The sequence below is a fragment of the Mesorhizobium sp. KACC 23794 genome, from assembly GCF_052180275.1.
Classification (GTDB): Bacteria; Pseudomonadota; Alphaproteobacteria; order Rhizobiales; family Rhizobiaceae; genus Kumtagia.
In genome coordinates this window covers 5960588-5980165 of the sequence record NZ_CP197465.1, presented here as the reverse complement: position 1 = coordinate 5980165, position 19578 = coordinate 5960588, and the positions used below count along the sequence as shown (strand labels likewise).

The 19578-nt window shown below is 63.7% G+C and carries 17 protein-coding genes; 4 read left to right on the top strand and 13 right to left on the bottom strand.

Features of this window, described 5'->3' with window-relative positions; translation table 11 throughout:
- Positions 1-3 precede the first annotated feature (3 nt).
- Positions 4-711, bottom strand: a complete 708-nt coding sequence (locus ACSBOB_RS29050) for a MotA/TolQ/ExbB proton channel family protein (RefSeq protein ID WP_442579494.1) — start codon at positions 709-711, stop codon at positions 4-6.
- A gap of 40 nt (positions 712-751) precedes the next feature.
- Positions 752-1183, bottom strand: a complete 432-nt coding sequence (locus tag ACSBOB_RS29045; RefSeq protein ID WP_442579493.1) for a hypothetical protein — start codon at positions 1181-1183, stop codon at positions 752-754.
- A gap of 222 nt (positions 1184-1405) precedes the next feature.
- Here ACSBOB_RS29045 and ACSBOB_RS29040 point away from each other — a divergent pair, with 222 nt between their 5' ends.
- Together ACSBOB_RS29040 and ACSBOB_RS29035 are read left to right on the top strand one after the other, a co-directional pair.
- Positions 1406-1858, top strand: coding sequence for a DUF1036 domain-containing protein (locus ACSBOB_RS29040; protein ID WP_442579492.1), 453 nt, complete (start codon positions 1406-1408; stop codon positions 1856-1858).
- 32 nt (positions 1859-1890) lie between these two features.
- Entirely contained in the window at positions 1891-4254 is a 2364-nt protein-coding gene (locus ACSBOB_RS29035) for a peptidoglycan DD-metalloendopeptidase family protein (protein ID WP_442579491.1), read from the top strand.
- A gap of 218 nt (positions 4255-4472) precedes the next feature.
- On the opposite strand, the gene ACSBOB_RS29030 is transcribed toward ACSBOB_RS29035, so the two are convergent.
- The 11 genes from ACSBOB_RS29030 to ACSBOB_RS28980 all read right to left on the bottom strand — a co-directional run bounded on the left by ACSBOB_RS29030 (position 4473) and on the right by ACSBOB_RS28980 (position 16866).
- The gene (locus ACSBOB_RS29030; protein ID WP_442579490.1) at positions 4473-5168 is read right to left on the bottom strand and encodes a hypothetical protein; all 696 of its coding nucleotides are present in this window, start codon (positions 5166-5168) and stop codon (positions 4473-4475) included.
- Between the two features lie 73 nt (positions 5169-5241).
- Positions 5242-5631: a hypothetical protein gene (locus ACSBOB_RS29025; protein WP_442579489.1), complete on the bottom strand. Its 390-nt coding sequence runs from the start codon at positions 5629-5631 to the stop codon at positions 5242-5244.
- Between the two features lie 128 nt (positions 5632-5759).
- Positions 5760-8480, bottom strand: coding sequence for a type VI secretion system ATPase TssH (tssH, locus tag ACSBOB_RS29020; protein ID WP_442579488.1), 2721 nt, complete (start codon positions 8478-8480; stop codon positions 5760-5762).
- Positions 8481-8501: 21 nt separating this feature from the next.
- Positions 8502-9539, bottom strand: coding sequence for a type VI secretion system baseplate subunit TssG (gene tssG, locus ACSBOB_RS29015; protein WP_442579487.1), 1038 nt, complete (start codon positions 9537-9539; stop codon positions 8502-8504).
- Positions 9536-11488: a type VI secretion system baseplate subunit TssF gene (tssF, locus tag ACSBOB_RS29010; RefSeq protein WP_442579486.1), complete on the bottom strand. Its 1953-nt coding sequence runs from the start codon at positions 11486-11488 to the stop codon at positions 9536-9538. The genes tssG and tssF overlap by 4 nt, the downstream gene beginning before the upstream one ends.
- Before the next feature lie 7 nt (positions 11489-11495).
- On the bottom strand, positions 11496-12044 hold the full coding sequence (gene tssE, locus ACSBOB_RS29005) for a type VI secretion system baseplate subunit TssE (RefSeq protein WP_442579485.1): 549 nt from the start codon (positions 12042-12044) through the stop codon (positions 11496-11498).
- Positions 12045-12176: 132 nt separating this feature from the next.
- A complete protein-coding gene (locus ACSBOB_RS29000) occupies positions 12177-12647 on the bottom strand; it encodes an Hcp family type VI secretion system effector (protein WP_442579484.1) in 471 nt (156 codons plus the stop codon).
- A 95-nt stretch (positions 12648-12742) separates the two neighbouring features.
- Positions 12743-14239, bottom strand: coding sequence for a type VI secretion system contractile sheath large subunit (gene tssC / locus ACSBOB_RS28995; protein WP_442579483.1), 1497 nt, complete (start codon positions 14237-14239; stop codon positions 12743-12745).
- 42 nt (positions 14240-14281) lie between these two features.
- Positions 14282-14821 (bottom strand): type VI secretion system contractile sheath small subunit, encoded by a 540-nt coding sequence (gene tssB / locus ACSBOB_RS28990; RefSeq protein ID WP_442579482.1) that lies wholly within the window; start codon positions 14819-14821, stop codon positions 14282-14284.
- Between the two features lie 77 nt (positions 14822-14898).
- Entirely contained in the window at positions 14899-16239 is a 1341-nt protein-coding gene (locus ACSBOB_RS28985) for an ImpA family type VI secretion system protein (RefSeq protein WP_442579481.1), read from the bottom strand.
- Positions 16240-16341: 102 nt separating this feature from the next.
- The gene (locus ACSBOB_RS28980; protein WP_442579480.1) at positions 16342-16866 is read right to left on the bottom strand and encodes an OmpA family protein; all 525 of its coding nucleotides are present in this window, start codon (positions 16864-16866) and stop codon (positions 16342-16344) included.
- 314 nt (positions 16867-17180) lie between these two features.
- On the opposite strand from ACSBOB_RS28980, the gene ACSBOB_RS28975 reads away from it, so the two are divergent.
- On the top strand, positions 17181-18980 hold the full coding sequence (locus ACSBOB_RS28975) for a type VI secretion system Vgr family protein (protein WP_442579479.1): 1800 nt from the start codon (positions 17181-17183) through the stop codon (positions 18978-18980).
- Between the two features lie 16 nt (positions 18981-18996).
- On the top strand, positions 18997-19545 hold the full coding sequence (locus ACSBOB_RS28970; RefSeq protein ID WP_442579478.1) for a DUF6931 family protein: 549 nt from the start codon (positions 18997-18999) through the stop codon (positions 19543-19545).
- Positions 19546-19578 lie beyond the last annotated feature (33 nt).

Genomic DNA, 19578 nt, shown 5'->3' with positions numbered 1-19578 from the left:
GGCCTATCCTCCGAGCGACGCAGGAACGGTGGCGCGCGGCAGGCCGTAGGAGATCTCGGCGACCGGCTCCACCTCGGTCGGCTCGACAGGCGCGATGCTGAACAGCGTCTTGGCGATCGCCGCTTCCATGTAGGACCGCTCGTGGTCGACTCGCGCCTCGAACCACATGGACAGAAAATACACCGGGATCGCCACCGAAAGCCCGGCCGCGGTGGTGATCAGCGCCACCCATATGCCGCCGGCGAGCGCCGACGGATCAATGGCGCCCCCCTTAGCCGACAATTCGCCGAAGGCCGAGATCATGCCGATGACAGTGCCGAGCAGGCCGAGCATGGGGGCGGCCTGCGCCACGGTTTCCAGAAAACGCAGGTGCTTCGACATGGTGTTGAGATGGTGCAGCGCGACATGCGCCGCGACCTCGCGCGCCCTGTCGCGGTCGGCCGGATAGTTGAGCAGCGAGATCATCGCGCCGGCGACTGCCGCCGAAGCCGGCGATTTGTCGGCGCGGGCGCGGCGGACGGCATCGTCGAACTCGCCATTCGCCCAGCGCGTGAGCGCCGCCTCCGTGCCGGCGGTGCGGCCCACGCCCATGCGCGCGAATTGCAGCGCCTTGAAGATCGAGATGGTGACGGCCGCGATCGAAACGGCGAGCAGCGCGACCAGCACCGGCCCGCCCGACGAAGACAACTGTTCGGTGAGCACCTGAATCATCTGGCTCGCCCGGCGCCGGCAGTGTCGGCCTGCGTGAAACTCACAGGCCGAACTCGATCGTGGTGCGCGTGGTGGTCGCCAGCGCGTCGATGCAGGTGTCGGACGCCTTGCCGTCGACCGAACATTCGGAGATGTCGTTGACCAGCAGCCGCGAGATCGTGTCGCAGGCTTGCCCTGGCAGGTCGAACTGCACCACCTTGGTCTTGCCGACCGGCAGCCGGCCGAACTGGAAGGTGAGCGACTTGCCGACCTTTCCGGTCGCGTCGAACGTGACGACGTCATAGGATGTCTTGTCCAGCACGACGCCGCTCTTGTTGACCGCCACGAACACCAGGCGGCAGGCGCCGTCCACATTGCTCGCGTCGTTGAGTTCGATCGAGATCGACCGTTCCTGCGCCCATCCCATCGTGGTGGCGGACAGCCCGAAAGCCGCTGCCGCCAAAATGATCTTTCCCGTCGTCTTCGACGCCATGATTCTTCACTCCGCCAGTCCTTGGCGCCTTTTGCGCCAACCCGTCCGCGAAATTAAACCCTCGCGTGGATTAGTCCAGCATCGAGCGCCGATGGATGGAAGGAAAGCCGTGCCCGAAACCATTTGAAGTTAAGACGGCGGTCGATGTCAAAAAAAAGTCCGGCCGATTGGATATTCCTTTACCGGCTTGTAGGGTTGCCAGGTATTGCTGCGAGGCTGCAGGTGGAACGGGATCGTGCGCACAAGGCAAACTGGTTCGCGGCAGCTTTCCTCGCCGTTTTCCTGACCCTGTTCCTCGGCGGAACTGCCCGGGCCGAGTTCACGGTGTGCAACCAGACGCTCGACGTCGTCAATCTCGCGGTCGGGCAGGAGGTGCAGGAGGCGGCCGACGCCTTCTGGCAGACAGAGGGCTGGTGGACGGTCGGCGCCAACCAGTGCGTCAATGTCATTCGCGACGAACTGACGAACCGATATATCTACATCTACGCCACCGATGTGTTCGGCCAGCCGCTGCTCAACGGCTCGACCTCGATGTGCATCGGCACGCGCCGCTTCATCATACGCGGCGACAAGGAGTGCTGGACGCGCGGCCACAAGGCGGCGCCGTTCTTCGAGGTCGACACGCAGAAGACCGAGCGCTGGACGCTGTTCCTCGGAACGGGCGGCCTGCAATGACCGCGTCGTCCGGATGCGGCGCCTAGTTCGCGATGCACAACATCGATTCCAGCTTTCGGAAGAAGAAGGAGGCGGCGGCCGCCAGGCGACGAAAGCTGCGCCTCGTCAAGCTGGCCGGTGTGGCGGGGGTATTCGCTGCGGCCTGTATCGCCGTTGGCGTCTATCTCACCGCCGACAAATGGACGATCGACGGGTTGGACAACGACCTTGTCGAGGTCGACACCGGGCAGACCGACGCCGACGTGCCGGTCTTCGTACCGGCCATCGTCGACCTTGCCGGCGATCCGATGTCGATCACCATCGGCACCGACCCTTCGCAATTACCGCGCGTGCGCGAGGTGCCGAAGCCCGCCGACCTGGTGGAGCCGGGCGTCCCCGAGACGATCGAGATCCTGTCCGACGTCATGCTGTCGAGCAGCGAGCGGCTGATGACGACGATCCCGTCCAGCCCGGAGGATTTTGCGTTTTTCCAGGCGCAGCGCACGGCTTACGTGCCCGCCGGTCCGGCGGCGGGCGAACCGGCAGCCGATGCTTCCGGCGCAGCATCCGGGCAACCCGCCGAGCCGCCGCCGGATGTCGAGACACCGGCAGATGAGGCGGCGTTCTCCGACCCGGCGGCCGGCTGGGGCGAGACGATCAGCGACGGCGAGGAGAACCTTCCGGCCTTCAAGAAAAATCGCATCGAGAACAACACGATGGTGGCGACGGTGACGCCGGAGAGCCAGCGCGCCGCGGCCACCGAGGATTTCGTCGACAAGGTGCTGGGGCGGCGTACGCTGGACAGCCTCGTGCTCGAACACCGCTTCAGCGCCGACGACGCGAAACTTGCCGGCGAAGCCTTGAAGGCGCTGTTCGGCAAGGAACAGCTGGATGCCGGCTATGTCGTTGCCATGCGCGGGCTGAAGACTGGTCCCAAATCAGCTGGCCTGTCGCTCATGCAGGTCTCCATCTATGCCGATGCCCAATATATCGGCACGCTGGCACGCGCCGACGACGGCAAGTTCGTGGCGGGCACCGACCCCTGGGTGCGCGAGGACCTGCTGCATTATTCAGGGCAGGACGAGCAGGCGGGATTGAAACGGCAGTACAGGCTGCTCGACGCGATCTATTCGACCGCGGTGCGCAACAACGTTCCCACCAGCGTGATCGGCGAGGCGATCATGTTCCTGTCGCGCGGACAGGACCTGAACGCCTTCGCCACCCAGGGCGACCGGCTGGTGCTTGTCTATTCGGCCAGCGGGCGCGGCGTGGACGGATCTTCCGGCCGGGTGCTCTATGCGGCGGTGCGCGGCGACCAGAAGAACATCGAGTGTTTCGTTTTTCGGCCTTCCGGGTCGAACGATTTCGCCTGCGTGACCGAGGAGGATCAGGTCTATTCGCTGACCGTGACAAACGGCATGGTGACGCCGGTGAATGGCGTGATGACCTCCACTTTCGGCCCGCGCAAGCATCCGATCCTCGGCGAGGTCAGGGTGCACAAGGGCGTCGACTGGGCGGCGCCCGTCGGCACCCCGGTCTTCGCGGCCTTCGACGGCACCATCGCCTATTACGGCGACGGCGAGGGTTACGGCAACGTCGTGCGCATCACCCATGCCGGCGGGCGCGAGACGCGCTATGCCCACCTTTCCCGCTTCGCCGCCAAGCTGTCGCAAGGCATGGCGGTCAAGGCCGGCGACCTGATCGGCTATGTCGGCACGACGGGTCTTTCCACCGGACCGCACCTGCATTTCGAGCTCTATGCGGGAAACGAGGCGATCAACCCGCTGGAGACGCCAGCGGTGGCGGTGGCCGCCGGCACAGGCGACGCGGCGGTGGAGCTTCTGGTTGACCGCATCATCCGGGTGGAGAGCGGCGGCAGCGCCACCGCCAAGAACCCGCTGTCGTCGGCAACGGGTCTCGGCCAGTTCATCGACGGCACCTGGATCCGCATGATCAACACCTATCGGCCCGATCTGGCTCGTTCCTTGTCGCGGGCGGAGGTGCTGGCGCTGCGCTTCGACCCGACGATCTCGCGCGAGATGGTGCGGCGGCTGGCACAGGAGGGCGAGGCCTATCTGCGCGCCCGCGGCCACGAGATCACGGCGGGACGGCTCTATCTCTGCCATTTCCTCGGCATGGAGGGGGCCAATACCGTGCTTTCGGCCGGCGAAGACCAGGATCTCGTGGTGGTGCTCGGCCAGTCGGTGATATCAGCGAATCCGTTCCTGACCGGCAGGACGGTGAGCTACGTCAAGGCCTGGGCGGAGGCGAAGATGCGCGGCCGCGGCGCATCGGCGGTGCCTTCAGCGCCCGTGGTCGAGACGAGGAACGTCGCCAAGACGTCGCCGGAGTTCGTCGCCTACAAGGCGGCGATCACGGCGCTGGTCGCGGCGATCGCGGCCGCCGACCAGACGTGACGGCAGGCCCTTACACTTGCCCCATCCGATCTCGCGTGAAGCGCGAAAGGCGACGCAATTTCATGGAGTTGTCGCGCATGCGCCGCGAAGAGCGCGTTGTGAGCTTCGCACGGAGCCTTTTTTGGGCCGTCCACGATGAGTTTTCGGGCGTATCGAACAAGCGGCAGGGAGTGTCCAGCCCGCAGTCCGCCCTGGTTCCAGATAACCTGGCCGAGATGTCAAGGCGCTTTTCGGAATGTCCATCCCGCGCCGGAGAAGGCGCCGCCGGTGCCGGTGCCCGCAGCCAGCAGGGCCAGATGCGACGTCTCTTCCGCGGCGGTGATCGCCCGGGGCGCTACCGCCGTGATGACACCGGCGGGCGTCAGGTCAAAGCCCCACAGGAAGGACTCCACGATCGTCACTCTTTGTTCGGTGAACACCACGAAGGAGAGGATTGCGCGCCACCTGGTCGTACCTTGCGCCACAGTCGGCGGGGGGCGGGACGGCGTGTCTACGAAACGCTTGTGCAAGGTGGGGTCCGTGACGAGTTCGGCGCTTGTCCAGTAAAACGGATCGGCGTCGTCAGGCGGACAGGCGTCGACGCATTGTTGCGTCGTGCCGCCGATGGGCTGATTGCTCTGATCGACCGTCTGCACCCAACCCAGCTGCGTGCCTCTGACGCCGTCGCGTTCGGCGTCGCACTTGACCCGCGTGCGGGGAACGACCGAGACCGATTTGCTGGTGATCTTCCATGGAATGGGTATGTTGAACACATCGCCGGCCTGGATGCGCTCGGGTTTGCCACGCTTCGCCTTGAGCGCGCTGTTCTTGGGGTCGTCCCAGATGGTCGGCCATTTCGAGCCTTTGTGACCGTATTTTTCGATAAGCTCCGAGATCGTGTCGCGGGGCTTTATCTTGACGTCCTCATAATACATGGCATCCTCCTCGCGCGCCGGGGATCGCGATCCACGGTCGTGGCAAAAGTCCGAACCTCGCGAATGTCCGTGCTCAGTTTTCGCCGAGCACGGTGACGCTTCCGGTTTTCAGGTCGACTTCCACCGTCATGGTCTTTCCGACGATGAGGCTTGCCTTGCCGGCGTCTACAGCGACGCTTCGAATGGCTGGAAACCCGGTGCCTGGTTTTCCTGCCGCGGCGAGAACGTCGGTCTGCCACAGCGTTTTTCCCGATCTGTCCTTGGCCACCAGCGTGCGACCGTCCGGTTCCACGGACAGTGTCACCCCGGTCGCGCCGTCGGTCGCCGACAACACGGCGTCGGGATAATATTTGAGGGATGCGTGCTCGCCGCCGCTCGCCTGGTTCATGCCGACGCCTCCATATCCGTTGATGCCTCCGAGCAGGCTCATGCAGAAAACGGCGATCGCGACCCAAGTTCTCATTCCAGCCGCTCCCGGGCAGCGCGTTTCGACGCGCATGCCGCCATTCTCAAGCCATGACCTATCCATCCCGCACCAGAAGCGCGGGCCTTGCCCGATCCATGCACTGAAACTCTGTCCGAAGCCGGGCGTTACCCGACCTCGTAGGCGAAGTCGCCGTCCTTGATGTCGACAGCGGCGCGCGAAATCTCCTGCTTCTCCATCGCGCGGTTCAGGAAATGCCGGGAGAGTTCGGGCAGGAGCGTGTTGGTGATGATGTTATCGATCATGCGTCCCCCCGAATCCGGGTCCCTGCATTGCGATACGATATGCTCGACCACGGCGTCCGTGTAGGTGAACTCTGCGTCGTGGTTTTCTTCGATCCGCTTTTTTATCCGATTGAGTTGTAACCGAACGATGCCGCCAAGCATGTCTCCGGATAACGGGAAATAGGGGATTGTAACCAGGCGGCCGAGCAGGGCCGGCGGAAAGACTTGCAGCAGCGAGGGGCGCAGCGCCTGGTTCAGCATTTCCGGGTCGGGCCGCGTCTTGCCTTCCTCGGCCATCTGCATGATCACCTCGGTGCCGACATTCGACGTCAGGATGATCAGCGTGTTCTTGAAGTCGATGCGCCGGCCGGTGCCGTCCTCCATCTGGCCCTTGTCGAAGACCTGGAAGAACAGTTCGTGGACGTCAGGATGGGCCTTCTCGACCTCGTCGAGCAGCACCACGCTGTAGGGCTTTCGACGCACCGCTTCGGTAAGCCTGCCGCCCTCGCCATAACCGACATAGCCGGGAGGAGCGCCCTTCAGCGCGGAAACGGTGTGGGCCTCCTGGAACTCGCTCATGTTGATGGTGATCATGTTCTGCTCGCCGCCATAGAGCGACTCGGCCAGCGCCAACGCCGTCTCGGTCTTGCCGACGCCCGAGGGGCCGCAAAGCATGAACACGCCGATCGGCTTGTTCGGATTGTCGAGTTTCGCGCGGTTGGTCTCGATGCGCTTGGCGATCATCGACAGGCCGTGCGACTGGCCGACGACGCGCTTGCCCATGATGTCGGCAAGCTGGAGGATCGTCTGCACCTCGTCCTTGACCATGCGGCCTACCGGAATGCCGGTCCAGTCGGAGACCACCGACGCCACGGCCTGCTCGTCGACATGGGCATAGATCATGCGGCTGTCGGGATGGATTTCGTCGAGCTGTGAGAGTTTTCCGCCGAGTTCCGCCTTCGGGTCAGTCGGCGCGGCGACGGACGAATCGTCGTTCGCGGCGATGGCTTCGGCGTTATCGTTGGCGGTCGCGCCGTGGACGGAGTCGGCGGCCGGTTCCGATGCTTTCGCCAGCTTCGCCCGCAACTGCATGATCTCGTCGACGATGCCTTTTTCGCGGGCGAAATGCGCATCGAGGTCGGCGAGCTTCGCCTCGGTCTCCCTGATCTCTTCCTTCAACTCCTCGATGCGTTCGGCGTCGTTGCGGCCGAGTTCGGCCTCGCGTTCCTGCGCGACGAGTTCCTTGCGCAGCGATTCGATCGAGGCTTTCACGTCGGAGACGGCGGCCGGCGTGGTCGACTGGCTGATGGCGACGCGCGCGCAGGCGGTGTCGAGCAGGCTGACCGCCTTGTCGGGAAGCTGGCGGGCGGGGATGTAGCGCGCCGACAGCGACACCGCCGCGACCACCGCCTCGTCGGAGATGCGCACGCCGTGATGTTTTTCCATCGGCTCCAGAATGCCACGCAGCATGTAGGTGCATTTCTCGATCGACGGTTCGTCGACATTCACCGACTGGAAACGCCGCGTCAGCGCCGGATCGCCTTCGAAATACTTGCGGTATTCGGCCCAGGTGGTGGCACCGATGGTTCTGAGCGTGCCGCGCGCCAGCGCAGGCTTCAGCAGGTTGGCCGCATCGCCGGTGCCTTGCGCGCCGCCGGCGCCGATCAGCGTGTGGGCCTCGTCGATGAACAGGATGACCGGCGTCGGCGACGCTTGCACCTCGTCGATGACCGAGCGCAGGCGCTGCTCGAACTCGCCCTTCATCGATGCTCCGGCCTGCATCAGGCCGATGTCGAGCGCGCAGAGCCGCACGCCCTTGAGCTGCGGCGGCACGTCGCCGTCGGCAAGCCTTTGGGCAAAGCCCTCGACCACCGCCGTCTTGCCGACGCCCGCCTCGCCGGTGAGGATCGGGTTGTTCTGACGGCGGCGCATCAGCACGTCGATGATCTGGCGGATCTCGTCGTCGCGGCCGACGACCGGGTCCATCTTGCCGGCTGCCGCGGCGGCCGTCATGTCGACGGAGAAGCGGTCGAGCGCCGTCGTGCCGCGCGAAGCCGGCGTGTCGCCGGCGGGAGCGCCGGCCGGCCGCGCGGAAAGGCCCGAGCCGTCCATCGGCCGAAGATTCTCCTCGTCCGACTGCCCCCAGATCTTTCGCGATTCGGCGGCGATGATGTCGTCGTTGAGTTGGCTGAGCTGCGCCGAAAGCTGTTGCAGGGCGCGGCGCAGTTCGCGCGATTTGAGGATGCCGATCAGCAGGTGGCCGGTGCGGATCTGCGTCTCGCCGAAGAACAGGGTGGCGTAGTACCAGCCGCGGTCAAGACTGTCGGTGATCTGCGTCGAGATGCCGGGCATCTCGGTTTCCTGCTTGCGGAAACCGTCTATGGCCGAGGCCAGGTCCTTCAGCAGCTTGGCCTTGTCGAGCTTGAAATGGTCGACGGTCAGCGAGATGTCGGAGCGGTCGTTGGCGAGGATGTGATACATCCAGTGCGCCAGTTCGAGGTTGCGGTTGCCGGCGCCCTTCGCCTGCCGCAGGGCCTGCATGAAGGCGTCGTAGCCGACCCGGTTGAGCTTTCCGGTCACCGTTTCAAGGCTGATGTCGCTCATTGGCGTCCTCCCGTGCAGGCTCTATTTCCGCGCCGCTGTTTTCGCGTCTCGTGACATTGCCTCGCGTCGCCGCTCCATCGGATCGAAGCGGGCGTCGCTGAGATAGATCGTTTCGCCCTCGTCGGGCTTTTTTGGCGCCATCCAGGATGTCCAGCCCAGCTCGCCGGAGACACCGAGGCGGACCGGCGGCGCCAAGCGTGCATCGAGGCCCAGCTCTACGTCGAAATCGAACCGGTGACCAAGATAATAGAAGACGAGATCGGTCAGTATTTCGGAAAGTTCTCCGGCCGGCAGCAGTCTTTTGTATTGCTCCAGGCTGGTGGCTGATATCTTGATGCGGATCTTGTCGTTGATGCTGTAGGAACGCACGCCGAGCCCTGCATCGACGCCGAGCCCGGAATGGCGTGAACCCAGCGCCATCTGGTCGGAGGGTTCGAACACCAGCCAGCTTCCGATCCGCTCTTCGATCTCGGCCTTGACCTGCAATATGCTCTCGACCAATTGCCGAAGCCGGACCCCGCTCTTGATCCGCGACCCCGTAAGACCGGCGAACGAGACCTTGGCGATGTCCTCGACGGAATCGCGGCCGAGGAACGCATCGGTCCCGACGCCCGCGAAGGAGCCGACATAGTTGAAAAAGCGGTCGTCTTCAGGCCGGTCGGCATGGGCGATCGGCCGCGCATCCGCCCACACCCGGAAGAACAGTTGCAGGAAGCGGTTGGAGATGATGTCGGTGAAATGCACGTAGGACTGGTCGCGCTGCGACGACCAATGGTGCGCCTCGACGGTCGTGCTGAGCGGCAGCGCGCCTTGCGGGCCGAAATAGCCGAGGAAACGTGTTCTGATCTTCGGCGAACCGTCGGGCGCAACCTCATAGCCGCTGAGGTTGGAAGCGGGGAATTCGAGGAAGGGATCCTGTCCGAGACTGACGATCTCCTCGGCGAGCACCCTGTTCTCGCCGATGCGCGGCTTATCCGGGCTGGAGCGCTCGAACTCACGCATGGTCGAGAAGAAGTCGAAGGCGTAGGGATCGGCACGCAGATCGTCGCGATAGCTCATAGCGGCTCGCCATTGCCGGCGCGGCGCGGCCAGCGCTTTACGATGCCGCGCTGCGCCGACTCGATCACCGTCTCGGTGAAACTGTTGATCGAGGTGTATTCGGCGAAGAAGCGGTCGAGCACCGCGCCCAGCACCATGATGCCGTTGCCCTCGAAGGCGCGCTCGTCGAATTTGACCGTGATCTCGACGCCGCGCGCCGCGTTGAAGCCATTGGCTTGCCTGAGCCGCCGTGTGATCGGCCGGCTCGACACGCCCAAAACGCCGCGGATGCGCCGCTCTGTCACCACGTCCGACATATCGGCGAACAAGCCGAGCAATTCGCGCAGGCCGCCGGCGCGGTCCTGCGGATTGCGATCTGTCAGGCCGAGATGGTTGAGCGACAGGAGGTTGATCAGCTTCCAGGCGATTGCTCCGGGCGGCGCACCCGTGCGGTGGCGGCGCTCGATGGCGAGCACGGATTCGCGCGGCGCCGTCGGTCCGGCGAGGCAGCGCAGCGGCAGCGACGTGTCGTCAGCAAGGTGGAAGTCCGTGCCGGCCTCGCCGACCGGCAGTTGCTCGGTCAGATGCCGGTTGGACACCAGCGCCCGGACGCTGAGTTCGCGCACCCGGTCCTTCTCGTCGATCTTCACCGGCTCGCGCAGGGAGAGAAAGACCTCGGAACCGACATAGCTGGTCCTGGCGCCGATCCGCTGTTCCTGGACGGTTTCACGGCGGGGCAGGCGGCGCGTCGTGTGGAACAGCGCGTCGGCAAGCGGCGTGTTGTCGGTCGGCAGGCTGTAGAGCGGAAATGTCCGCACCTTCTCGCTGCTGCCGCTGTAGTGGGCGAAGACGTCGAGCACGCGGTAGATCTCGTAGTCCATCCAACGGCTGCGGTCGGCCACGACATGATGCTCCGCCTCGTTGCGGCGGATAGGCACGCGGCTGCACTGCATCTCGAACAGGTTGGCGATGGTCGCCGTGTAGAGCGAAAAGCTGCGCGGCTTCACCACCGAGGCCAGCCGCGGGATGGAGGCGTCGAACTCGAAGAGGAGGTCGAAGGCGTTCGCCTTGACCTGGCCGAGTGCCTTGCGCAGCCCCTCGAGTCGGAAGCCGACGAACTTCTGAGGGAAAGCGAAGAAATCGCGCAGCAGCGAGAAGCCGGCAAACACTCGGCCATGCTGGCCGAACAATGAATCGCCTTCCTCGAAGCCGATCTGTTGGATCAGGTCGGGCGGCAGCGGCACGAAGCGCGGGTCGCCGAACTCGTCGAGATAGCGCAGCGTCACGCGCCGGCAGTTGGCGAAGATCTGTTCGTAGAGCGCAACGGAATCGACCTCGGTGCCGACCAGATGGACGGGAAGCACATCGAGCGGGAGGGCGCTGACCGGCGCGCCGGGCGGCGTGATGCCCGGCCGGTCGTCGGTGAGTTTCGTCGTCCTGCGGCGGAAACCGAGCCGCAAGCCGGCGGCGATGCCGGGAAGGATTTCCAGGCCGAGCGCCTGCAGGGGCGGCGGCGCGGCGAAATACTGCGCGGTTTCCAGATGCAGCGGCCAGATGGTCAGCGCATTGCACAGGCGGAAGCGGCAGGAGATGCGCTTTTGCTGCTCGACATAGACGGCGTCGACATAGGAGCCGGCGGGGAAATTGATGCCGCCCTTGAGGTTGCCGTCATCGAAGGCCGGCGCCACCTCGACGAGGGCGGCGGACGGGATCGGCGCCAGATAGTCGGGTATCACCTGATCGAGCAGTGCGGCCGTGAATTCGGGAAACTCGCTTTTGATCTTGAGCTGGACCCGCGCCGCCATGAAAGCCGCGCCCTCGAGCAGGCCGGCGATGCCGGGGTCCATCTTGTCCTCGATCAGTCCGCCGAGACGGCGGGCCACGCCCGGATATTCTTCCGCGAACTGCTTCGATTTCTCGTAGAGTTGCTTCAGCTCCAGTTGGTAGAGATCGAGGAAGTCGCGGTTCATCGCGGGTCTACGCCGGAAGCCGGGTCAGGTTGACCTTGCCCGAACTGATCTCCAGTTCGGCGACGAAGTTCACGGCGACATCGACCGGCGTGCAGAACATCTCGCCGGCAACGGTGAACTGCACACGCTGGTCGACCTCGTTGGTGCGGATCTCCTTGTCGACGCTGATCGTCTCGGAGATCAGCCTCGGCTCGAAGGTGGTGAGCACGTGAGCGAGCTGGTCGCGGATGCCGTCGACGCCGACTTCCTCGCTGGTCAGGTGGGTGATGTCGGGAAGGCCGTAGTTCAGGACGGAATCGCGCACGTAGTCCAGCCCGTCGAGCGGGATGGTCGAGGCAAGGTTGATCGTGTTGAGCAAGGCGACGAGATCGACCGAAAGGTCGCGCTTCAGCGCCGGCTCGTCGCTGCGGCGCTGCCGCGAGTTGCGGCCCTCGATTACCCGCTCGCCATCGACGACGCGAACGGCGTTGTCCCTTGCGTCGTGAGCCTCGAAGGCTTCCCGGAATGCAGACATCAGAGGAGCCTGGTAGTGGCCCTCATTCCTGGCTTTTCGCATACCCACTCATCCGTTGGGTCGACGGGGTCATCACCAAAAAGCAACTGCCGGTCCCTGCGGGCCGGCAGTTCCGCCTCCCCGGAGGGGGGAGGCGGATACGCGCACGCTGCGAAGGACAGGCTATTGCGAACCTTACGCTTGCGCGTTCTTGGCGATATCGAACGTGAAGTCGTCGCTGGTCTCCAGACCGCCGGACTTCGACTGCTGATTGTACTTCTTCTTGAACTTCTTGAAGTTCAGAGTGACGTTCTCGGTCGTGCGGTCTTCGCCGCCGCTGCCACCCGTCGACACGCTGGTGACGATCACGTCTTCCATCTTGATCTCAAGGTACACGAACGGCTTGCCGCCGGCTTTGCGCGCCTTGAACTCGACGACGTCATAGTGTTCGCCGGTGCACATCTTGCCCCAGAGCTTCGGGGTGACGATGTCGGTGTACTTGGTGAAGGAAAAATCCTGCAGGTTCACCTTGCCGCCGCCCATGCCGCCGCCCTGGCTGGCCGTGCCGCTCTGCGAACCGCCGAGCGACCAGGCGAGGACATCGATCCAGCCTGGAAATTCCTTGTCTTGGCCTTCGCCCTTGAGCGTGCCAATCTTGATAAACATGTCTTGCGCCATAGCAGTCCTCCTGACAGTTGAAACAGCGCGTCAGCGGCTGTTCGTTGTTGTGAGTGCTCTGGATCCCGGCGAAGGGATTGCGATCATTCCGCCTTTGCGGGCAGTCGCGAGACCAGACTCATGCCGATATCCATGCCTTCCAGTTGGAAATGCGGGCGTAGATAGAAACGTGCCCCGTAGAATCCGGGGTTCTCCGCATCTTCGAAAACGTCCACGCGGGCCGCCGCGAGCGGCTTGCGCGCTTTCGTTATGTTCGACGAGTTTGCCGGATCGGCGTCCACATACTGGTTGATCCAGCCTTGCAGCCAGCGCTCCAGTTCCAGACGCTCCTTGGTCTCGCCGATCTGATCGCGCACCATGCACTTGAGGTAGTGGCTGAAGCGCGAAATCGCGAACATGTAGGGGATACGGGCCGACAGATTGTCGGCGGCCGTGGCCTCTTCCTTGTCGTATTTCTTGGGCCGGTACAGCGACTGCGCGCCGATGAAAGCCGCCTTGTCGGTGTTCTTGCGATGGATCAGCGGCAGCAGGCCGGAGCGGGAAAGCTCGTTCTCGCGCCGGTCGCTGATGGCGATCTCGGTCGGGCATTTCAGGTCGACGCCGCCATCGTCGGTCGGGAAGGTGTGGGTCGGCAGGTTGATGACCTCGCCACCCGACTGCACGCCGCGGATGCGGACCGTCCAGCCATATTCCTTGTAGGCGCGGTTGATGTTGGCGGCCATCGCGTAGGCGGCGTTCATCCAGGAATACTTCTGGCCGGTATGGCCGTCGGTCTGTTCCTCGAAATTGAACTCCTCGACCGGCAGCGACTTGGCGCCGTAGGGCTGGCGGGCAAGCACGCGCGGCATGCACAGGCCGACATAGCGCGAGTTCTCGGAGTCGCGCAGCGACTTCCAGGCCGCATAGTCAGGCGTATCGAAGATCTTGCTGAGGTCGCGCGGATTGGAGAGCTCGGTCCAGGAATCCATGCCCATCAGGCCGGGAGCCGCACCCGAAATCATCGGCGCATGCGCCGCCGCCGCGATCTTGCCCAGGTCCCGCAGCAGCCGGATGTCGACTGCCGAATGGTCGAAATGGTAGTCGCCGATCAGTGCGCCGTAGGGGTGGCCGCCGAGCTGTCCGAATTCCTGCTCGTAGACCGCCTTGAAAAGCGGGCTCTGGTCCCACTTCGCATCCGGATAGAGCCGCAGGTCGCGGTACAGTTCCTGCTTGGAGACGTTGAGCACGCGCAGCTTCAGGGTGGCGTCTGTCTCGGAATTGTAGACGATGTAGTGAAGCCCGCGCCAGGCGGCCTCGATCTGCTGGAAGGTTTCGTTGTGCAGGATCTCGTTGACCTGCTCCGACAGCTTCTCGTCGAGGCGCGCGATCATCTCGTCGATGGTGTCGAGCACATCGTCCTTGATCAGGGTCGTGTCGGCAAGCGCCTGCTGGACCAGCGTGTTGACGGCATTCTCGACCTCCGTCGCGGCGCGTTCGCTGCGCGGCTTGAAGCTCTGCTTCAGCAGCGCCGAGAAATCCTCGGTCTCCTGAACGGCAGTTCCGCCACTTTGGGCCTTGTCCGGGTTAAGTTTGGTCGCCACGTGTTTTGCCTCCGCTGTGTTGCGCTGCCTTGCGACGAAACGTTACGCGTTGTCTTCGGTTTCGGCAGGCGGGCTGGCCGCGACGGCGGCGTCGCGCCGTTCCTTGAGCGCTTTCATGAGCTCCGGATCGGCAAGCAGTTTCTTGAGCTGGTCCTCGGCCGCCACTTTGCCGTCCATGTAGCGCTGGAGGTTGGCAAGCTGCTCGCGCGCCTCGAGAAGCGCACGCAGGGCAGGGACCTGTCTTGCGATCGCGCCGGGAGTGAAGTCCTCCATGCGCTTGAAGGTGAGGCTGACACCAAGCTGCTCGTTGCCGTCGCCGCTCAACTTGTTCGGCGTCCGGAAAGTCACTGCGGGCTCTACGCTCGACATGTAGTCTTCGAAATTGTCCATGTCGACATTCGAGAACTTCCGCTCGGCCATCGGCGCTTTTACAGCCTTTGAAGCGTTGCCCGAGAGGTCGGACAGTATACCCATGACGAAAGGCAGTTCAACCTGCTTTTCGGCGTTGTACGGATCCTCATACGAGATTTGAACACGAGGAGGACGATTGCGTTTGATGAATTTCTGACCGCTGTCTGACATCGTTCAGCTCCTCTTTGTGCCGCATGGAACACGAAGTTGCGGCGGCTTGTCAAACTGTTTCACGCCCGAATCTTTGCTCACTCGCTGGCCTTCTTCGGCATCAGATCGGCAATGATCGACTGGAAGTTCTGGCTCGTAAAACGTTCGGCTCGGCCAAGCACCATGGGTATGGGGCTCGACGGCTCGACGCTGCGGAAAAAGCCCGCGACCCCGTTCATCAGCGCGACGGCTTGGGCGCGTGTTTCGGCCTTGAAATCGGGGGGCGGATCGCTGTTCTCGGCAGCCTCCTCGGCAGTCGAGGCGTAGTCCTCGGTGATCGCCCGCATCTTGGCCATGTTGAACTCAAACCCGACCGAGGAGTCGACCACGATCGAGGCATATTCGACATTGTCCGGCAGCAGCGCTTCCAGCGCCGCCACAAGCGGCTTGCCGACGAGCAGCCGTGCCTGGTGAACGAGGATCAGCGCCGGCGACGACGGCTCCGAGCGGCCGAAATATTGCTCCGCGGCGAGAAGTGCGGCGGCTGCCGATGCATGGCTGGCAATCGTGACCGCCTCGGCTTTCGCCTGTGCCCTGCCGAGGGGTGCCGGGGACGATCCTTCCGCCGCGCCGGTTTCTCCGTCCGCGCCCGTCGAGACCGCCGTCTCTTCCGGTTCGGCGCCTGCGCCGCCAAGCTCGGGGCGGGCGCTCTCGATGAATTTCAGCAATTGATCAAGGACGCCGCCGAGCAGTTCGAAATTGGGCGAATACTCGTAGTTGGTCGCCTGGTCGAAAGCCGACTGGATGGTGGTGATGGCGTTGCGTGCCGCCGCCACCGAGGCGTGGACCCCGTCGATCTCCGCACGATGCGACTCGCTGCGCAGCGTCTCGATGATCTGGTTGATGTCGAGGTTGCGCTCGTCCTCGAGCGGCGTGGCTGCGCCGGTGGCGACCGCGTGGCTGCGGAGGCTGATCGCCCCGGCCCGCTGGTCGCGAATGATCGGCGCGTATTGCAGCGGCAAGATCACCGTCTTGCGATCCTCCAGCACGCCGATCATGTTCTGGCGCAGCGTGAAATCGCCCTCATATCCGCGCGGATGGACGTCTTCCCAGTATTTCTCGATCAGCGCCGCGATCGCCTGCAGGCATTCGGAGAACCCGGTCAACTGCCCGGCCAGCGACTGGAAGCGGGCCTCCAGGGTCAGCAGCCGCAGGTCGCGCGACTGCTGGAGGAATTCGCCGATCGACTTGGTTTCGGCCTTCAGGTCGATCTTGATGGTGTTGTCGGGCGCGCCGGTTACCGGGTCGAGATACCTGAGCGGTATCCGGTTTTCGGCGCCGAGCATGTAGTTGAGATACTGGTTGTCGCCGACCTCGTCGAGATCCGGGCCGCAAGGCTCGGTCTCTGAGACGGGGGTGAGCAGACTGTCGAATCGCATCGCGGTATTTGATCTCAAGACTGGCGCCCACCGAACTGAGCGCCTGTATGGACCATACCGCGCGTTGCGTTTCCGCTTCGTGTCGCGGCTTCAGTTCCGAGGTTACTGAATCTTGATTCTCATCTCGACGCGGCGATTGACCGGATCATAGGGATCGGGGACGCGAGGGTTCTTCTCGCCCAGTCCCATCGCTTCCACCTTATCCCGGCTGATGCCATTGGCGAGCAGGAACGCCGTGACCGACTGGGCGCGCCGAGCCGACAATTGATCATTGTATTGCTCGTCGCCTGACGCATCGGTGTAGCCTTCGACGACGAACGTCGCGGCGCGCAGACGCTCGTCCTTCAGCGCCTTGGCGAACTCGTTGAGGTTGGCACGTGCCTGCTCGGTCAGGTCGGCCGAGTCGAGGTCGAAGTTGATCAGCATGTCCAGCCCGGTCGGCGCCGGCTGATCCTTGTTGCATTCGTCCATGGTGCCGATGCAGATTCCACGCTTTGCGCCGAGATCCGCGGTATTGGCGAAATACTTGACGATCTGCTCGGATTTCATCTGCGGATCGGCTGCTGCGACCGCCAGTCCCCAGAAGCTTGTGGCAGCGAGGACCGATGCGAAAATTACCTTGCGCATAGCACCTTGATCCCTTTTGACAACGGCGAGTGATAGTGATGAGACAAAAATGATAGGAGCTAGGGTAGATTGTGTCAACGAAACTAAGGCCGTAACTTGACGACGCCGTTTTCCTGCGGCGTTCGTTTGGTCGATTGTTGAACACTTACACTGGTTTATAGAAGATCGGTTTGGATACGAATCGCCGGCGTTGAGACATCGGCTGGAAAAGAAGCAGCCGTATCGTCGATATTGCGCCTGCTTTCCTGGGCGTCCGTCGGTCGGAGGGAAGCGCCGTGAAACCGGCGCCTCGGCTTCAAGGAGATTTCGCTGCCATGGCCAGTCCCTATACCCAAGACCAGCGGAAAGGAAAGCTCGAGACGCCGCTCGGCGGCGACCGCCTGGCGCTGATCTCGTTCGAAGGCAGCGAGGGCCTGAGCCAGCTCTTCGAATACCGCATCGAAGCCGTCAACGACGAAAAGAAGGTCCTCCGCTTCGACGAAGCGATCGGCAAGCACTGCACGCTGACGCTGACGACGGTGGACGGCGACAAGCGCGTCTTCGACGGCATGCTGGCCGAAGCCCGGTGGACCGGCACCAGGGTGGAAGGCAACATCTATGAACTGGTCCTGCGCCCCTGGCTGTGGATGCTCTCCAAGCGGGTCAATTCGCTGATCTTCCACGAGATGACCGCGCCGCAGATCATCGAGAAGATATTCGGCGACCATGGCGGCCTTGCCGATTTCCAGCCATCGCTGTCGCGCGGCTATCCGACGCTGGAATATTGCGCGCAGTACCGCGAGAGCGACATGGACTTTGTCTGCCGGCTCATGGAGGAGCACGGCATAAGCTATCATTTCCGGCATACGAACGGTGCCCACAAGCTGATCATGGGCGACGGAAGCTCCGCCTACATCCCGGTGGCGCGCGGATCGCGGCCGTTCATCTCCGTCGATGCCCAGCATCGCCGCGAGACGGAACATCTCGCTTTGTGGCGCCCCGAACGCAAATTCACCACCGGCAAGGTCGCGATGACCGACTACGACTTCAAGAAGCCGTCGGCCAACATGAAGGCGGAGAAGACCGGCGACGCCAAATACGAGCATGGCACGCTGGAGAGCTACGTCTTCCCCGGCCGCTATGTGGAACAGTCGGACGGCAACGACTACGCCCAGGTCCAGCTCGACCGCAACCGTGCCGAGGACAGCCATTTCCATGCGGAAGGCGATTGCGCCAGCCTCTATCCCGGCGCGCTGGTCAACCTCGTCGGCCATCCCGAGGACGACCAGAACGAGCAGTATCTGGTGCTGCGGGCCTCCCACAGTTTTGAAGGCGAGAGCTATCGCTCCGGTACGGGCAGCGGCGAAGGTTACAAGGGCGCATACGAGTTCATGCGCTCCGACCAGCCCTTCGCGCCGGCCGCGGTGACGCAAAAGCCGTTCATCCGCGGGCCGCAGACCGCCAAGGTGGTGGGCGAAGGCGAGATCGACTGCGATAAATACGGCCGCATCCTCGTGCGTTTCCATTGGGACCGCAAATCCGACGAGTCACGGCGCGTCCGCGTCGCGCAGGTCTTCGCCGGCCAGAATTTTGGCGCGATCTTCACGCCACGGGTCGGACACGAGGTGCTCGTCGAATTCCTCGAAGGCGATCCGGACCAGCCGATCGTCGTCGGCGGCGTCTACAACGCCGACAACATGCCCCCCTTCGAACTGCCCGGAAAGAAGAACATTTCCGGCTGGAAGACCAACTCGACCACGGGGGGAGGCGGCTACAACGAATTTGTGATGGACGATTCGAAGGGATCGGAGCTCGTCCGGTTCCATGGCCAGAAGGATCTCGATTCGACCATCGAAAACAACGAGAAACGGCTGGTCAAGGTCGACCGCGAAACGACCATCAAGAACGACGATACGCTGGATGTCGGCAACGAACTCAAGATAACGGCCAAGACCAAGATCACGATCACCTGCGGCAAGAGTGTCATCACGATGGATCCGATGTCGATCAAGATCGAGTCGCCCAGCGTCGAGATCAGCACCAGCCTGCAGTTCAAGTCGAATTCGAAGCTGCTGTCGCAGCACGAGGCCGGTGCGACGATGATCATCAACGGCACCATCGTGAAGATCAATTGAGCGAAGGCCTCGACAGATGAGCACCCGCCTCCGCTTCAACACCGCCCGGGAACTTTTCGAGACGTTCCCGACCGCCGCCGAGGACATGACCGCCGTTCCGGCCGAGCGTCCGTCCATCGAGTATCTGCGCGACCTGGTCACCAGCCCGACGCCCGAGGACGCAGTCACCTTCTGCGCCTATCTCCTGCCGCGGCGGGTCGCCGTCTGGTGGGGGCACCAGTGCCTGGTCAACCTTCCGGAGGGCCTGAGCACCCAGGACAAGGGGCTGCTGGCGGTCGCCGAGGACTGGGTGCGCGAGCCCGAGGAGGATCGCCGCTATGCCGCGCTGGATGCGGGCATGGCGGCCCCGGTCAAGACGCCGGGCGCCTGGATCGCGCTGGCGGCCGGATGGAGCGGAGGCTCCATGGCGCCGTCCGGCATGGCTCCCGTCGTGCCGCCGCCTTTCCTGACGGCGCGCGCCGTGAACGCCGCCGTCCTCAGCGCGATCGCCCGCGTGCCGCTCAAGCAGCGGGCCGCGGTGCTTTCGGCCTGCGTGTCGATGGGCATCCAGATGACGGAAAGTTGAGCGGCGCGTCGCGCGATGCGCCATTCCGCCGTC

What these genes read in the sequence shown, in the direction of transcription:
- ACSBOB_RS29050 (WP_442579494.1), bottom strand. Translation starts at nt 711, where the DNA reads ATGATTCAGGTGCTCACCGAACAGTTGTCTTCGTCGGGCGGGCCGGTG.
- ACSBOB_RS29045 (WP_442579493.1), bottom strand. Translation starts at nt 1,183, where the DNA reads ATGGCGTCGAAGACGACGGGAAAGATCATTTTGGCGGCAGCGGCTTTC.
- ACSBOB_RS29035 (WP_442579491.1), top strand. Translation starts at nt 1,891, where the DNA reads ATGCACAACATCGATTCCAGCTTTCGGAAGAAGAAGGAGGCGGCGGCC.
- ACSBOB_RS29030 (WP_442579490.1), bottom strand. Translation starts at nt 5,168, where the DNA reads ATGTATTATGAGGACGTCAAGATAAAGCCCCGCGACACGATCTCGGAG.
- ACSBOB_RS29025 (WP_442579489.1), bottom strand. Translation starts at nt 5,631, where the DNA reads ATGAGAACTTGGGTCGCGATCGCCGTTTTCTGCATGAGCCTGCTCGGA.
- tssH (WP_442579488.1), bottom strand. Translation starts at nt 8,480, where the DNA reads ATGAGCGACATCAGCCTTGAAACGGTGACCGGAAAGCTCAACCGGGTC.
- tssG (WP_442579487.1), bottom strand. Translation starts at nt 9,539, where the DNA reads ATGAGCTATCGCGACGATCTGCGTGCCGATCCCTACGCCTTCGACTTC.
- tssF (WP_442579486.1), bottom strand. Translation starts at nt 11,488, where the DNA reads ATGAACCGCGACTTCCTCGATCTCTACCAACTGGAGCTGAAGCAACTC.
- tssE (WP_442579485.1), bottom strand. Translation starts at nt 12,044, where the DNA reads ATGCGAAAAGCCAGGAATGAGGGCCACTACCAGGCTCCTCTGATGTCT.
- ACSBOB_RS29000 (WP_442579484.1), bottom strand. Translation starts at nt 12,647, where the DNA reads ATGTTTATCAAGATTGGCACGCTCAAGGGCGAAGGCCAAGACAAGGAA.
- tssB (WP_442579482.1), bottom strand. Translation starts at nt 14,821, where the DNA reads ATGTCAGACAGCGGTCAGAAATTCATCAAACGCAATCGTCCTCCTCGT.
- ACSBOB_RS28985 (WP_442579481.1), bottom strand. Translation starts at nt 16,239, where the DNA reads ATGCGATTCGACAGTCTGCTCACCCCCGTCTCAGAGACCGAGCCTTGC.
- ACSBOB_RS28980 (WP_442579480.1), bottom strand. Translation starts at nt 16,866, where the DNA reads ATGCGCAAGGTAATTTTCGCATCGGTCCTCGCTGCCACAAGCTTCTGG.
- ACSBOB_RS28975 (WP_442579479.1), top strand. Translation starts at nt 17,181, where the DNA reads ATGGCCAGTCCCTATACCCAAGACCAGCGGAAAGGAAAGCTCGAGACG.
- ACSBOB_RS28970 (WP_442579478.1), top strand. Translation starts at nt 18,997, where the DNA reads ATGAGCACCCGCCTCCGCTTCAACACCGCCCGGGAACTTTTCGAGACG.